The sequence below is a fragment of the Bacillus sp. DB-2 genome (assembly GCF_003315125.1).
Taxonomy (GTDB): Bacteria; Bacillota; Bacilli; order Bacillales; family Bacillaceae_G; genus Bacillus_A; species Bacillus_A mycoides.
On record NZ_QNRN01000003.1, the window covers coordinates 11,540 to 26,619 of the forward strand.

Consider the following 15,080-nt stretch of genomic DNA (forward strand, 5'->3'; position numbering starts at 1 on the left):
TGAGTGCCGGTTTTTTTGAGGGGAAAATAAATGTGGATAACTAAAAAACACTAAACTTATCCACTGTGAATAAGTTTAGTGTTTTTTACATAAGGACATAATAAAATGAGTTATTATTCTTTTGTAGATAGGTTCGTTATGGTATCCTAATAATTTAGTGACGGAAAAAATTCATGTTGAAATAGAGATAAATAAGCAAGTGAGGTGAAAGGACATGGAATTTGATACAATTGCCGCAATTTCCACAGCACTTGGGGAAGGTGCAATTGCCATTGTTCGAGTAAGTGGGGATGATGCGATTGAGAAAGTCAATCGTATTTTTAAAGGGAAGGATTTAACACAGGTTTCTTCTCATACAATTCATTATGGTCATATTGTCGATTTAGATACAAATCAAGTTATTGAAGAAGTTATGGTGTCCATTATGCGTGCACCAAGGACTTTTACGCGTGAAAATATAGTAGAAATTAACTGTCATGGTGGACTTGTTTCGGTAAATAAAGTATTACAGCTTATTTTAGCGCAAGGAGTACGACTGGCAGAGCCTGGTGAATTTACAAAACGTGCTTTTTTAAATGGACGTATTGATTTGTCACAAGCAGAAGCTGTTATGGACTTAATCCGTGCGAAAACAGATCGTGCTATGAATGTAGCGATTAACCAAATGGAAGGACGATTATCTAAATTAATCGGCCATCTGCGTCAAGAAATATTAGAAACATTAGCTCATATTGAGGTGAATATAGATTACCCAGAATATGATGATGTAGAAGAGATGACGCATAATATTTTAATTGAGAAAGCTACACACGTCCGTGCTGAAATTGCAAAAATATTAGAAACATCGAAGCAAGGAAAGATTTTACGTGAAGGCATTTCTACCGCGATTATCGGTAGACCTAACGTTGGGAAATCATCGCTATTAAATAGTCTTGTTCAGGAGAAAAAGGCAATTGTAACTGATATTGCAGGAACAACTCGTGATGTTATTGAAGAGTACGTTAATGTGCGTGGTGTACCACTTAAACTTATAGATACAGCCGGAATTCGTGAAACGGAAGATATTGTTGAACGAATTGGTGTAGAGCGTTCGAAGGAAATGATGAGCCAAGCAGACTTAGTGTTAATTGTAGTGAACTATAGCGAGGCTTTAACAAATGAAGATGAGGATCTATTCCGTGCCGTACAAGGAAAAGATTTCATTGTCATTGTAAATAAGACAGATTTACCGCAAGAAATTGATATGGAACGTGTTACAGATTTAGCGGTAGGCAATCGTGTTATTACAACATCTTTAATTGAGGAGCAAGGAATAGATGAGCTTGAAAAGGCAATAGCTGATTTATTCTTTGAAGGAACAATTGATTCTGCGGATATGACATACGTGTCTAATGCGAGACATATCGGATTATTAACACAAGCAGGAAGAACAATTAACGATGCAATTGAAGCGATAGAAAATGGTGTTCCGATTGATATGGTTCAAATTGATTTAACAAGAGCGTGGGAAATACTTGGTGAAATTACTGGTGATACTGTCCATGAAAGCTTAATTGACCAATTGTTCTCTCAATTTTGTTTAGGAAAATAAAGTAAAACTTTAATCAGAGATGATTTAGTAAGATAGAGGTTATTAGGAGGAATAAACAATGGGATACAATGCCGGTTCATATGATGTCATAGTAATCGGTGCAGGTCATGCAGGATGTGAAGCTGGTCTTGCGGCAGCACGAATGGGCTCAAAAACATTAATGTTAACAATTAACTTGGATATGGTAGCGTTCATGCCATGTAACCCTTCTGTTGGTGGACCAGCAAAAGGGATTGTTGTTCGTGAAATTGATGCATTAGGCGGAGAAATGGGACGCAATATTGATAAAACACATATTCAAATGCGTATGTTAAATACGGGTAAAGGACCAGCTGTACGCGCGCTTCGTGCACAAGCTGATAAATTCTCTTACCAGCATGAATTAAAGAAAACAATTGAAGAAACACCAAACTTAACGTTGTTTCAAGGTCTGGTAGAGCGTTTAATTATTGAAGATGGTGTATGTAAAGGGGTAATTACGCAAGCTGGTGCTGAATATACAGCGAAAACAGTTGTAATTACAACGGGAACATTTTTACGCGGTGAGATTATTATGGGAGATTTAAAATATTCAAGTGGTCCAAATAATCAGCAACCATCTATTACATTATCTGAACACTTAGAGGAACTTGGTTTTGATCTTGTTAGATTTAAAACAGGTACACCTCCGCGTGTAAACAGTAATACGATTGATTATAGTAAAACAGAAATTCAACCAGGTGATGATAAGCCACGTGCTTTCTCTTTTGAAACGACAAAATTTATTATGGATCAAATTCCATGTTGGTTAACGTATACAAGTACAGAAACACATCGTTTAATAGATGAAAACTTACATCGCTCAGCTATGTATTCTGGTATGATTAAAGGAACAGGGCCTAGATATTGCCCTTCAATTGAAGACAAGGTAGTAAGATTTAATGATAAACCACGTCATCAAATTTTCTTAGAGCCAGAAGGACGTAATACACAAGAAGTATATGTACAAGGCTTATCGACGAGCTTACCAGAAGATGTACAGCGTGCAATGCTTAGAACAATTCCTGGCCTGGAAAATGTTGAAATGATGCGTACGGGTTATGCAATTGAATATGATGCGATCGTACCAACTCAACTATGGCCAACACTTGAAACGAAAAAAATTAAAAATTTATATACAGCAGGACAAATTAACGGGACTTCTGGTTACGAAGAAGCAGCAGGACAAGGGCTTATGGCTGGGATTAATGCAGCGTGTCGTTCTTTAGGTAAAAAAGAAGTTATTTTAGGTCGTGCTGATGCTTATATTGGTGTCTTAATTGATGACCTTGTAACGAAAGGTACAAATGAACCATATCGTTTATTAACGTCTCGTGCAGAATATCGCCTATTATTACGCCATGATAATGCTGACCTTCGTTTAACTGAAGTTGGTCGTGAAATTGGCTTAATTAAAGAAGATCGCTATGAGCGATTTACAAATAAAAAGTTACAAATTGAACAGGAGAAGGAACGGTTAGAGAGTATTTTTATTAAACCGCGCCCTGAAGTTCAAGAATTAATTCGTAGTATTGGCGGAAGTGAATTGAAAGATGGAATACGTGCAAGTGACTTATTACGTCGTCCAGAGGTGACATATGAGCATATTCATCTTTTAGTACCAAGTGAAGTAGCATTAAGCGATGAAATTACGGAACAAGTTGAAATTCAGACCAAGTACGAAGGATACATTGAAAAATCTTTACAGCAAGTAGACCGTATGAAGAAAATGGAAAACAAAAAAATTCCTGTGGATATTGATTATGATGCGATTTCTAGCCTTGCCTCAGAAGCGAGACAGAAATTGAAAGATGTTCGTCCGCTTTCAATGGGGCAAGCTTCACGTATTTCTGGCGTAAATCCAGCTGATGTTTCCATTTTGCTTATTTACATTGAACAAGGAAAAATTGCACGAGTATCGAACCAATAACATAGTAAGGAGATATTGCTAGATGAACATAGAACAATTTCAATCTATGCTAGAAGAGAAGGGTATTTCCCTCTCTTCTAGACAGTTAGAGCAGTTCGGAATCTATTTTGAAACATTAGTAGAGTGGAATGAAAAAATGAACTTAACGGCTATTACGGAGAAAGAAGAAGTATACTTAAAACACTTTTTTGATTCTGTTACAGCGGCTTTTTATTATGATTTTTCGAAACCATTTTCTATTTGTGATGTTGGAGCAGGAGCTGGATTCCCAAGTATCCCTTTAAAAATCTGTTTCCCGCACTTAAAAGTAACAATTGTAGATTCATTACAAAAACGTATTAATTTTTTAAATCACTTAGCGCAAAAGTTAGAATTAAGTGATGTTGCATTTTGTCATGATCGTGCTGAAACATTTGGAAAAAAAGAAGGTGTACGTGAAGCATACGATATTGTAATGGCACGTGCAGTTGCACGTCTTTCTGTATTAAGTGAGCTATGTTTACCACTTGTAAAAGTAGGGGGAACATTCATTGCAATGAAAGGTGCAGCGGCTAACGAAGAAATCGAAAATGGCAAATATGCTTTAGAGGTACTTGGCGGAGAATTGAAAGAAATGTCTACGTTCCAATTACCGTTTGAAGAAAGTGAACGTAATATTTTATTAATCGAGAAAAAGCGCAAGACACCAAAGAAATATCCACGCAAACCGGGAACGCCCAATAAATTACCTATTGAAAAATAAATCTTATTAGACGTAAGATTAAATTATATAAATGAAAACGTAAATGTTTCATAGGAAACATTTTATGTAGAACAGTCAATAGGCCTAAAAGGTGGTGGAATATGTATGAAAAATACGTTTTCTCGTTTATTTGGCTTTGGAGATAAAGAGAGCGAATTCGAATTACAAGACGAAAGCCATGAAGAAATAGCTAAAAAGGTATATGAAGAAATACAGGAAATTCCGATAGTAAACATTACCCCTAACCGTTATCAACCACGAACAGTTTTTGACGATGCACGTATTGAGGAGCTAGCATTAACGATTCGTACACATGGGCTTATCCAGCCGATTGTTGTGAGACAGTATGAGGATGATAAGTACGAGATTATTGCCGGGGAAAGGCGTTTCCGCGCAGCAACAAAGTTAGGGTGGGAAAAAGTTCCTGCAATAATAAAGAATTTAAATGATACTGAGACAGCTTCTGTAGCGTTAATTGAAAATTTGCAGCGTGAGGAATTAACAGCAATTGAGGAAGCTGTGGCATATCAAAAGCTGATTGAGTTACATAATTTAACACAAGAAGCATTGGCACAACGACTTGGAAAAGGACAATCGACAGTCGCAAACAAATTGCGATTATTAAAATTGCCTGAAGAAATCAAAAGTGCATTATTAGAAAAAAGTATTACAGAACGGCATGCTCGCGCCCTTATTCCTTTGAAAAATGAGGAATTACAACTGAAGGTTTTACAAGAGATTGTGGAGAAGCAATTGAATGTAAAGCAAACAGAAGAACGAATTGCAAAGCTACTAGAAGAAGTAAAACCAAAGCGCAAAGCGAAGCAAAAAGCAGTAAGTCGAGATGCGAGAATTGCTATGAACACAATTAGACAATCATTACAAATGGTTGCTAATAGTGGTTTGAATGTTAATTCTGCGGAAGAAGAGTTTGATGAATACTATCAAATTACGATTAAAATTCCGAAGAAAAAATAATTACGTGCTAGAGACCTTATCCTATTGGAGAGGTCTCTTTTACTATATTTTCTTGTTAAAGCAAGAAGGAGTTTAGAAATAAATTTTGAAGTTTAATAAGGACGTAAAAGAAAAACTTTTATTTCATGTTACAATAAACGTAATTGTTTCTAGAATAAGAAAGAAAGGTTGAAAGTAGGTGACATCATGGGAAAAATCATTGCTATTGCTAATCAAAAAGGCGGTGTTGGAAAAACAACAACATCCGTTAATTTAGGGGCTGGATTGGCACAAGTAGGAAAAAAAGTCCTTCTCGTAGATATTGATGCTCAAGGAAATGCAACGACTGGTGTAGGGATTGAAAAGTCTGAATTAGATCAATGTATTTATAATGTTCTTGTAGAAGATGCAGATGTTCAAGGTGCCATACGGAAAACCGCAACTGAAAACTTAGATGTTCTACCCGCTACAATTCAATTGGCTGGTGCTGAAATTGAATTGGTACCAACCATTTCCCGGGAAGTACGCTTGCAAAGAGCGTTACAGCCAATTCGTGATGAATATGAGTATATTATTATTGACTGTCCTCCATCCTTAGGGTTATTAACGATTAATGCATTAACAGCAGCAGATTCTGTTATTATTCCTGTACAGTGTGAATATTACGCGCTGGAAGGGTTAAGTCAGCTATTAAATACAGTTAGACTTGTGCAAAAGCATTTAAATAAAAATTTAGCAATTCAAGGTGTATTGTTAACGATGTTGGATGCTCGTACAAATTTAGGAATTCAAGTTATAGATGAAGTGAAAAAATACTTTAGGGATAAAGTATATCGTTCGATTATTCCTCGTAATGTTCGCTTAAGTGAGGCACCAAGTCATGGAAAACCAATTATGCAGTATGACGCTAAATCAAGAGGAGCAGAAGTATATTTAGATTTAGCAGAGGAAGTGATTGCAGGTGGCTAAGGGATTAGGAAGAGGAATCAACGTGTTTTTTCCAGATTTAGATGTGAAAGAAGAAGAAACGATTCAGGAGATTATAGTAACTGAATTAAGGCCGAATCCATATCAACCACGTAAACATTTCAATAAAGAAGCGATTCAGGAATTAGCGGCTTCTATTAAAGAGCACGGTATATTGCAACCGTTAATTGCTCGAAAGAGTATTAAAGGATATGAAATAGTTGCAGGTGAAAGAAGATATCGTGCTGCTAAAGAGGCCGGACTTGAGAAAGTGCCTGCTGTCGTAAGGCAATTAAATGAGCAGCAAATGATGGAATTTGCTTTGCTTGAAAACTTACAACGAGAAGATTTAAATCCTATGGAAGAGGCAATGGCATATCAGATGTTAATGAACGAGCTAAATGTAACACAAGAACAATTAGCAAAACGTCTTGGTAAAAGCAGGCCTTATATCGCAAATTATACTCGTTTGTTAAGCCTCCCTTCATTCGTTCAAGATATGATTGCAAACGGTCAACTTTCAATGGCTCATGGAAGAACCTTACTTACAATAAAAGATGAAGAACAGTTGAAATCTTTATTGAAGCGAATTGAAAAAGAAGGACTGAATGTTCGCCAATTGGAACAAATTGTCCAGGAAATTAATCAACGTGTTTCACGTGAAACACAACAAGTGAAAAAAGAAAGAAATATATTTTTTGTAGAGCGTGAAACGTTTTTAAGAGAAAAGTTTGGTACGGATGTAAAAATTAAAGAAACGAAAAAAGAAAAAGGTAAAATCGAAATTGAATTTTTTAATAAAGAAGATTTAAATCGAATTTTAGAATTATTATCAAAGGGAAATTAAAAAGCAAACCATCTTATTGTTTATAGATGGTTTGCTTTTTTTAATGCAGATAATTTTTGATCGGTTTCTTTTATACTTTGTGCAATTACATCGGCCATCTTCATGACTAAACTTAGTCTTGTATTTTGAAGTACGAAAAACTCCATGAAACCATTTAAATTTACGATGCCATGAATATGCAAATCACCAATTTCAGGTAATTTCTTATTCATCGCAGCTCCAGGTTTACTGGGGCCCTTTCCGGTAGTTATAGAACCGATACTTTGAGATTTTCCTAAACATGCATCAACAGCAATAATAAATGAAGTAGGATTTTCTTTCTGTATATTCTGAATTTTCTCTTCTAGATTTAGTGCATGTATTGGTTCGTCTAGTGTGCCGAATACTTGAAGGTTTTTGATTTCAATTTGTTCTAGTTTAGTACCAACTAATGGACCAAGTGCATCACCGGTGGAACGGTCTGTTCCGATACAAACGAGAATGAGTGGCATATTAGTCTTAATGGGAATATGGGAAAGTAAGAAATTACTGATTGTCTCAGAGGCTTCTAAGTCATGATGCATAACATTTTGAGTTTCTTTTTCAAAAAAAGGTAAGCGAAAACTTCTAATATTCATGAAGCACCCATCCTTTTAATAAATTTTCACAATATGTTATATGGTGTGTGAAATGGATAATTATAAGTGCAAACTTTTTACAAACTGTGAATGAAAACGGAAATAATAGTACTAGTATATATATATTCGTTTCATTTTATACCTGAATGGAAGTTAACAAATAGAATTAAAGTCATAAATTTTTTTCAGAAATCAGAGAGAGTTCTGATACAATAATAAGGATGACTAAAAAGAAAGTTTAGCTAGAGAGGTAGAGGGACATGGATTTAGCGTTGAAATGGTTTGAGTCCATTGATTGGACGAATATAGGTGTGAAGTCACTAAAAATAATCGTTATTTTAATACTTGGTGCAATCGTTGTGCGAGTTGCAAGGGCAATTGTACGAAATGCGTTTCGTATGGGAAGCCGTTCGCCGATTCAAATTTCAGAACGGCGTACAGTTACGGTAGCGAAGTTGCTTGAAAATATTGTGGCATACGTTGTTATGTTCATTATGTTAATTGCAATTTTAGGTGTGTTTGATATTAATGCGTCAGGTCTATTAGCCGGTGCTGGGGTAATTGGTTTAGCAGTCGGTTTTGGTGCACAAAGTTTAGTTAAAGATGTTATTACAGGATTATTTATTTTGTTAGAGGATCAATTTTCAGTAGGTGATTATGTAAGAATAGGTCAATTTGAAGGAACTGTTTTGGAAATTGGACTACGTACAACGAAGATGAAAAGCTGGACAGGTGAAATTCATATAATACCAAATGGTAGTATTGTACAAGTAACGAACTTTTCCGTTAGTAATAGTGTAGCATTTGTTGATGTATCTATTTCTTATGAAAGTGATATAGTACGAGCGGAGCAAGTTATTGAAGATTTATTAGTGGAACTACCAGAAAAATATGAGAAAATGGTAACAACACCTCAATTGCTAGGTGTTCAAACATTGGCAGCGTCTGAAGTTGTATTACGTGTTATTGCTGAAGTTGAGCCGATGCAGCATGCAGTTATTGCGAGGGCTCTTCGCAAAGAGATTAAAAATCGTCTTGATTTACATGGTATTGAAATTCCATACCCACGTATGGTTTTATATAGTCGCGAAGAATTAGTTAGTGAAAAAGCAATTTAATAGTGGGAGGGATTTAGAGAATGGAGCAAAAGCAATATAACTTGTACGATGTTGTGGAAATGAAGAAAGCCCATCCATGTGGTGAAAACCGCTGGAAGATTATTCGTATGGGAATGGATATCCGCGTTAAGTGCGAGGGGTGTGACCATTCGGTAATGATTCCTCGAAGAGAGTTTGATCGCAAGGTGAAAAAAATACTTGTGAAGCACGAAGAATAGTGAAAAAGCAACAGCTGCAGTAGACAGCCGTTGCTTTTTTTCATTTGGTGGAAACTTGTCATTTTTTTCGTTACTATCTATAATGATGAAAGATTGAGACATAGGAGTGAAAAATATGGGATTAACGGCTGGGATTGTTGGATTACCTAACGTAGGTAAGTCCACTTTATTTAATGCAATTACACAAGCAGGAGCAGAATCTGCGAACTATCCATTCTGTACAATCGATCCAAACGTAGGGATTGTAGAAGTACCAGATGAGCGTCTAAATAAATTAACGGAATTAGTAGAACCGAAAAAAACTGTTCCGACTGTATTTGAATTTACTGATATTGCAGGTATCGTAAAAGGTGCGAGTAAAGGTGAAGGGTTAGGAAATAAATTCTTATCTCACATTCGTCAAGTAGATGCAATTTGCCAAGTTGTTCGTTGTTTTGAAGATGAAAATATTACGCACGTTTCAGGAAAAGTAGATCCAATTGATGACATTGAAACAATTAACTTAGAACTAATCTTAGCGGATTTGGAATCTGTTGATAAGCGTATCGAACGAGTTGCGAAGTTAGCAAGACAAAAAGATAAAGAAGCTGTATATGAGCATGAAATTTTAGTTCGTTTAAAAGAAGCTTTTGAAGAGGGAAAACCAGCTCGTACTGTTGAATTTACAGAAGAGCAAATGAAGATTGTTAAAGGCCTTCATTTACTTACAACGAAAGAAATGCTATATGTAGCAAACGTAAGTGAAGATGATATTATGGATCCTTCTGACAATAAATATGTACAAATGGTAAAAGAATTTGCAGCAAATGAAAATTCTCAAGTAATCGTTGTATGTGCAAAAATCGAAGAAGAAATCGCTGAGCTAGACGAGGAAGAGAAAAAAGTATTCCTTGAAGAACTAGGCATTGAAGAATCTGGTTTAGATCAATTAATTCGTGCTGCATATGATTTATTAGGACTTGCTACTTACTTCACAGCTGGTGTGCAAGAAGTACGTGCATGGACGTTTAAACAAGGTATGAAAGCACCACAATGTGCTGGTGTAATTCATACAGACTTTGAGCGTGGATTTATTCGTGCGGAAACAGTTTCTTATGATGATTTAATGACAAACGGTTCTATGACAGCTGCAAAAGAAGCTGGAAAAGTACGTTTAGAAGGAAAAGAGTATATCGTAAAAGACGGAGATGTTATGCACTTCCGCTTTAACGTTTAATTTAATATTTCCTAGGAAAAATAAAGATATGAACTTGGCAAATATATTATATGTTTGCCAAGTTTTTTACGTATTGGTGAGTTGATTCATATAACTTACTATGATATAATCTAAACTCGTGAGTAATTACTATAAATTAATTGCTCCTTGCCCATTATGGGCCGTTTAGACCAAAAGGAGGTGAAAGTGTAATGAGAAAGTACGAAATTATGTACATCATTCGTCCTGGCGTTGAAGAAGAAGCTCAAAAAGCTTTAGTTGAACGTTTTGCAGGTGTTTTAACAAACAATGGTGCAGAAATCATTAACACGAAAGAGTGGGGTAAGCGTCGTTTAGCTTACGAAATCAACGACTTACGTGAAGGTTTCTACATGATCTTAAACGTGAACTCTAACTCAGAGGCGATTAACGAATTCGACCGTTTAGCTAAGATCAACGAAGATATCCTTCGTCATATCGTTGTTAAAGAAGAAGAAAAATAATTGATATATAAGGGAGAGTGGTTCGATTGATGAATCGTGTTATCCTCGTTGGTCGTTTAACTAAGGACCCTGACTTACGTTACACGCCCAATGGTGTTGCAGTAGCTACTTTTACGTTAGCTGTGAATCGCGCATTTGCGAATCAACAAGGTGAGCGTGAAGCTGACTTTATTAATTGTGTAATATGGCGTAAACAAGCAGAAAACGTGGCAAATTATTTGAAAAAAGGTAGCTTAGCAGGCGTAGACGGACGTCTTCAAACTCGTAATTACGATGGACAAGATGGTAAACGTGTATATGTAACAGAAGTTCTTGCGGAGAGCGTACAATTTTTAGAGCCGCGTAATGGCGGTGGGGAGCAACGTGGTTCATTCAATCAGCAACCATCAGGAGCTGGTTTCGGTAACCAAAGCTCTAACCCATTTGGTCAATCTAGTAATTCAGGTAACCAAGGTAATCAAGGTAACTCTGGATTTACGAAGAATGACGATCCATTTTCGAATGTTGGTCAACCGATTGACATTTCGGACGACGATTTACCATTTTAATGGTGTGAATCGGCTATTTTTAACAAAGAATGGAGGGAATAGACATGGCAGGACGCAAAGGTGGACGTGCGAAGCGTCGTAAGGTGTGTTTCTTCACATCTAACGGCATCACTCGCATTGACTATAAAGATGTTGATTTATTAAAACGTTTCGTTTCTGAGCGCGGTAAAATTTTACCTCGTCGTGTAACAGGAACAAGCGCGAAATACCAACGCAAACTTACAGTTGCAATTAAACGTGCTCGTCAAATGGCACTTTTACCATATGTTGGTGAATAATAGCGTATGAAATGCACAGTAGAGTCGGACTCTACTGTGCATTTTGCTATGCTTTTCTTTTTGAAAGAGAGGTTAGATGATGAAAAGTACGAAATTTATTACTGAGGGTGCAGCGTTATTGGCGATATATGCAATTTTATTGCTGATATCTATGTATGTTCCGATTTTAGGTACAGTTGCAACATTTGCGTTGCCGTTACCATTTATATTATTAACAGTAAGACATAAACTATCTAATGTATTCATGATTTTTGTAGCGGCGCTTTTTGTTACAGTTATCGTGAGTCAACCAATTAGTCTCATAAAGACAGTGATGTTTGGATTAATAGGTGTTGTATTAGGATATATGTATAAAAAAGGGAAAAAATCAGTGGAGATATTAATAGCTGGAACACTTGCATATTTAATTGGTATGATGCTCATTTATGTGGGGAGTATAAAGTTTTTTAACATAGATTTAATGAAGCAAATGCAAAATATGTTTAATGAAAGTATGGTGCAAAGTGAAAAGATAGCAAATGCTGCTGGTATGCCAGTTAGTAAGGAACAAAAAGAGTTGTTTGCACAAATGAACGATATATTACAAACGTTATTTCCAAGTATACTTGTGCTAATTTCTGTATGTTTTTCTTGGATCACAGTGCTAATATCAGGTAGTGTTTTGAGAAAATTAAAGTATGGCGTGACACCTTGGCCTAAATTTAAAGATATACAATTGCCAAAGAGTATTGTCTGGTATTACGTCATATTTATTTTGCTATCAACTTTCATAAAAGTTGAACCAACATCATATTTACATATGGTATTTTCTAATCTATATGTGATCTTTGCGTTGCTGCTCGTATTGCAAGGATTAACGTTTATCACCTTTTTAGCACACAAAAAAGGTTTTACGAAAGGTGTTCCTATTATTAGTTTTATCGTATGTATGTTTATTCCAATGCTGTTTCCTCTTGTGACAATCTTAGGTATAATTGATTTAGGGATTTCATTGCGTTCTAAAATGCAATGAAAAACAAAGGGATAAAACAGCATTTTTATGCTGTTTTAAGGTGTTTAATCTGTTTAACTAACTAGAAATTGAGTTGGTTTTACGTTATAGGAGTTGTATACATGCCTGAATTTTATAAGAAACAGTGGTTTTTATATCCTGTTTACGTATTGGCATTTTTTGTGTTGGTGCTAATCTCGATTCTCTGTTATTTTCACTTAATTATGGGGATAGCTGCCTTTTTTATTTTTAGCATCGTTTTCTTTTTAGTTATACGATTTGAACTTAACTTTCAAAGGAATTTTGAAAAACATACGACAGATATGATTACAAGGGTAAAGAAAGTGAGTAATGAAGCATTTAACCAAATGCCAATTGGTATTTTGTTATACAATAAGGATTATGGGATTGATTGGGCGAATCCTTATTTATCATCATGTTTGGGACAGCATGCATTAGCTGGTTGGCACCTTTACGATGTATCAGAAACATTACTCCTTTTTATTAAGGGGGAAACTTCTGACGATATAGTTTCTTTAAACAATCGAAAGTTTCGTGTTTTTGTAAGGAAAGAAGAAAAGCTAATCTATTTCTTTGATGTAACGGAACAAACAGAAATTGAAAAGATGTATGAAGATCAACGCACTGTTTTAGCTGTTATTTATTTAGATAACTATGATGAAGTTACACAAGGATTAGATGACCAATTACGTACGAATATAACAAGTCTTGTGACGTCACGTCTAAATGAATGGGCCGTTAAGTATGGTGCATATTTGAAACGTGCATCTTCAGAACGATTCTTCGTTGTACTAAATGAAAGTATTTTAGCGCAAATGGAGAAAGGGAAATTTAGTATTTTGGATCAAGTGCGTGAAGAAACATCAAAAAGGAATATACCACTTACATTAAGTGTTGGTGTTGGCTCAGGTGATTTACCTTTATCAGAGCTTGGAGCGATGGCTCAATCTGGTTTAGACCTTGCATTAGGACGAGGAGGAGACCAAGTAGCTATTAAACAAGCAACGGGTAAAGTTAAGTTTTACGGAGGTAAGACGAATCCGGTTGAAAAGCGTACTCGTGTACGTGCTAGGGTTATTTCGCATGCATTAAAGGATTTAGTATTAGAAAGCAGTAATGTCATTATAATGGGGCATAGAGCTCCTGATATGGATGCGATTGGTGCAGCGATTGGTATTTTAAAGGTAGCTCAATTAAACGAGCGCAAAGGATATATTGTATTAGATGAAAATGATTCTGATAAAGGAATCAAACGTTTGATGGATAAAGTGAAACAAAATGAAGAGTTATGGTCACATTTTATTACACCAGGGCAAGCGATGGAATTTGCAAATGATGATTCATTACTTGTTGTTGTTGACACGCATAAACCTTCAATGGTGATGGAGGAAAAACTGTTACACAAGATTGAAAATGTAGTAGTTATTGACCATCATCGCCGCGGGGAAGATTTCATTGAAGATCCATTACTTGTTTATATGGAGCCATACGCTTCTTCAACGGCAGAGCTTGTTACAGAATTACTTGAGTATCAACCGAAAAATTTAAAGATGACAATGTTAGAAGCAACGGCATTGTTAGCTGGTATTATTGTTGATACGAAAAGTTTTACATTCCGTACAGGCGCTCGTACATTTGATGCCGCTTCTTATTTACGCTCGCATGGCGCAGACACTGTACTTGTACAAGAACTTTTAAAAGAAGATATGGGTCAGTATTTACGAGTTGCAAAAGCCATTAAAAATGCGTACATTTATAAAAATGGAATTGCGATTGCTAAAGTTGATAGTGATGAATATTATGACCAAGTACTTATTGCACAATCAGCAGACACATTATTGACAATGACAGGTATCATTGCATCGTTTGTTATTGCAAAACGTGGAGAAAATTTCATTGGAATTAGTGGTAGATCTTTAGGTGAGTTGAATGTACAGCTAATTATGGAGAATTTAGGAGGTGGCGGGCACTTAACAAATGCAGCCACACAAATGAAAAATGTTACAGTAGATGAAGCGGAGGAGAAGCTTCGATTTGTTATTGATGACTATTTACAGGGAGGCACACAATCATGAAAGTAATTTTTCTAAAAGACGTAAAAGGTAAAGGTAAAAAAGGAGAAATAAAAAACGTACCAGACGGTTATGCAAATAATTTCTTACTAAAACAGGGGTTAGCTGCCGAAGCGACAAACAGCAGTATGAAAACTTTAGATGCTCAAAAGCGCAAAGAGGAAAAAGATGCAGCAGCAGAAGTTGAGAATGCAAAAGAGCTGAAAGAAACATTAGAGAAATTAACTGTAGAAGTAAAGGTGAAATCTGGAGAAGGTGGCCGCTTATTTGGTTCTATTACGAGTAAACAAATTGTAGATGTAATGCAAAAGTCACACAAGATTAAACTTGATAAACGTAAATTTGAAATGGATGATGCAATCCGTGCATTAGGTTATACAAACGTGACTGTGAAATTGCATCCGCAAGTAACAGCAACAGTAAAAGTTCATGTTAGTGAACAATAAAAATAAATTAAGCAAGGAGGAT

The 15,080-nt window shown here is 35.8% G+C and carries 16 protein-coding genes; 15 read left to right on the plus strand and 1 reads right to left on the minus strand.

Translation table 11 applies throughout. The features are described from left to right. The first annotated feature begins 214 nt into the window (after positions 1–214). The 6 genes from mnmE to spo0J all read left to right on the plus strand — a co-directional run bounded on the left by mnmE (position 215) and on the right by spo0J (position 7,051). Positions 215–1,591: a tRNA uridine-5-carboxymethylaminomethyl(34) synthesis GTPase MnmE gene (mnmE, locus tag DET63_RS05590; protein WP_113708782.1), complete on the plus strand. Its 1,377-nt coding sequence runs from the start codon at positions 215–217 to the stop codon at positions 1,589–1,591. A 58-nt stretch (positions 1,592–1,649) separates the two neighbouring features. Further along, positions 1,650–3,539 (plus strand): tRNA uridine-5-carboxymethylaminomethyl(34) synthesis enzyme MnmG, encoded by a 1,890-nt coding sequence (gene mnmG / locus DET63_RS05595; RefSeq protein ID WP_113936108.1) that lies wholly within the window; start codon positions 1,650–1,652, stop codon positions 3,537–3,539. Positions 3,540–3,561: 22 nt separating this feature from the next. After that, complete coding sequence (gene rsmG / locus DET63_RS05600) at positions 3,562–4,281, plus strand: 16S rRNA (guanine(527)-N(7))-methyltransferase RsmG (RefSeq protein WP_002016472.1); 720 nt, start codon at positions 3,562–3,564, stop codon at positions 4,279–4,281. Positions 4,282–4,386: 105 nt separating this feature from the next. Beyond that, positions 4,387–5,259 carry a nucleoid occlusion protein gene (noc, locus tag DET63_RS05605; RefSeq protein WP_002016471.1) on the plus strand — a complete coding sequence of 291 codons (873 nt, stop codon included), beginning with the start codon at positions 4,387–4,389 and terminating at the stop codon, positions 5,257–5,259. Between the two features lie 186 nt (positions 5,260–5,445). Then, positions 5,446–6,207 (plus strand): sporulation initiation inhibitor protein Soj, encoded by a 762-nt coding sequence (gene soj / locus DET63_RS05610; RefSeq protein ID WP_002016469.1) that lies wholly within the window; start codon positions 5,446–5,448, stop codon positions 6,205–6,207. After that, a complete protein-coding gene (spo0J, locus tag DET63_RS05615; RefSeq protein ID WP_171902578.1) occupies positions 6,200–7,051 on the plus strand; it encodes a stage 0 sporulation protein Spo0J in 852 nt (283 codons plus the stop codon). Before soj ends, spo0J begins: the two co-directional genes overlap by 8 nt. A 20-nt stretch (positions 7,052–7,071) precedes the next feature. Here spo0J and yyaC read toward each other — a convergent pair whose 3' ends face one another. Next, positions 7,072–7,668: a spore protease YyaC gene (gene yyaC, locus DET63_RS05620; RefSeq protein WP_002089953.1), complete on the minus strand. Its 597-nt coding sequence runs from the start codon at positions 7,666–7,668 to the stop codon at positions 7,072–7,074. A gap of 260 nt (positions 7,669–7,928) precedes the next feature. On the opposite strand from yyaC, the gene DET63_RS05625 reads away from it, so the two are divergent. From DET63_RS05625 to rplI, 9 genes are all read left to right on the plus strand, one after another. Further along, positions 7,929–8,786, plus strand: a complete 858-nt coding sequence (locus DET63_RS05625; RefSeq protein WP_002089952.1) for a mechanosensitive ion channel family protein — start codon at positions 7,929–7,931, stop codon at positions 8,784–8,786. 20 nt (positions 8,787–8,806) lie between these two features. Next, positions 8,807–9,004 carry a DUF951 domain-containing protein gene (locus DET63_RS05630; protein ID WP_000436054.1) on the plus strand — a complete coding sequence of 66 codons (198 nt, stop codon included), beginning with the start codon at positions 8,807–8,809 and terminating at the stop codon, positions 9,002–9,004. Between the two features lie 115 nt (positions 9,005–9,119). Further along, positions 9,120–10,220, plus strand: a complete 1,101-nt coding sequence (ychF, locus tag DET63_RS05635; protein WP_002089951.1) for a redox-regulated ATPase YchF — start codon at positions 9,120–9,122, stop codon at positions 10,218–10,220. Between the two features lie 191 nt (positions 10,221–10,411). Next, entirely contained in the window at positions 10,412–10,702 is a 291-nt protein-coding gene (gene rpsF / locus DET63_RS05640; protein WP_001233782.1) for a 30S ribosomal protein S6, read from the plus strand. A gap of 26 nt (positions 10,703–10,728) precedes the next feature. Beyond that, a complete protein-coding gene (gene ssb, locus DET63_RS05645) occupies positions 10,729–11,250 on the plus strand; it encodes a single-stranded DNA-binding protein (RefSeq protein ID WP_000981963.1) in 522 nt (173 codons plus the stop codon). 44 nt (positions 11,251–11,294) lie between these two features. After that, the gene (rpsR, locus tag DET63_RS05650; RefSeq protein WP_000918874.1) at positions 11,295–11,528 is read left to right on the plus strand and encodes a 30S ribosomal protein S18; all 234 of its coding nucleotides are present in this window, start codon (positions 11,295–11,297) and stop codon (positions 11,526–11,528) included. Between the two features lie 79 nt (positions 11,529–11,607). Next, positions 11,608–12,540: a YybS family protein gene (locus tag DET63_RS05655; protein ID WP_113936109.1), complete on the plus strand. Its 933-nt coding sequence runs from the start codon at positions 11,608–11,610 to the stop codon at positions 12,538–12,540. Between the two features lie 101 nt (positions 12,541–12,641). After that, positions 12,642–14,615, plus strand: a complete 1,974-nt coding sequence (locus DET63_RS05660) for a DHH family phosphoesterase (protein WP_113936110.1) — start codon at positions 12,642–12,644, stop codon at positions 14,613–14,615. Beyond that, entirely contained in the window at positions 14,612–15,058 is a 447-nt protein-coding gene (rplI, locus tag DET63_RS05665; RefSeq protein ID WP_044438332.1) for a 50S ribosomal protein L9, read from the plus strand. Before DET63_RS05660 ends, rplI begins: the two co-directional genes overlap by 4 nt. Positions 15,059–15,080 lie beyond the last annotated feature (22 nt).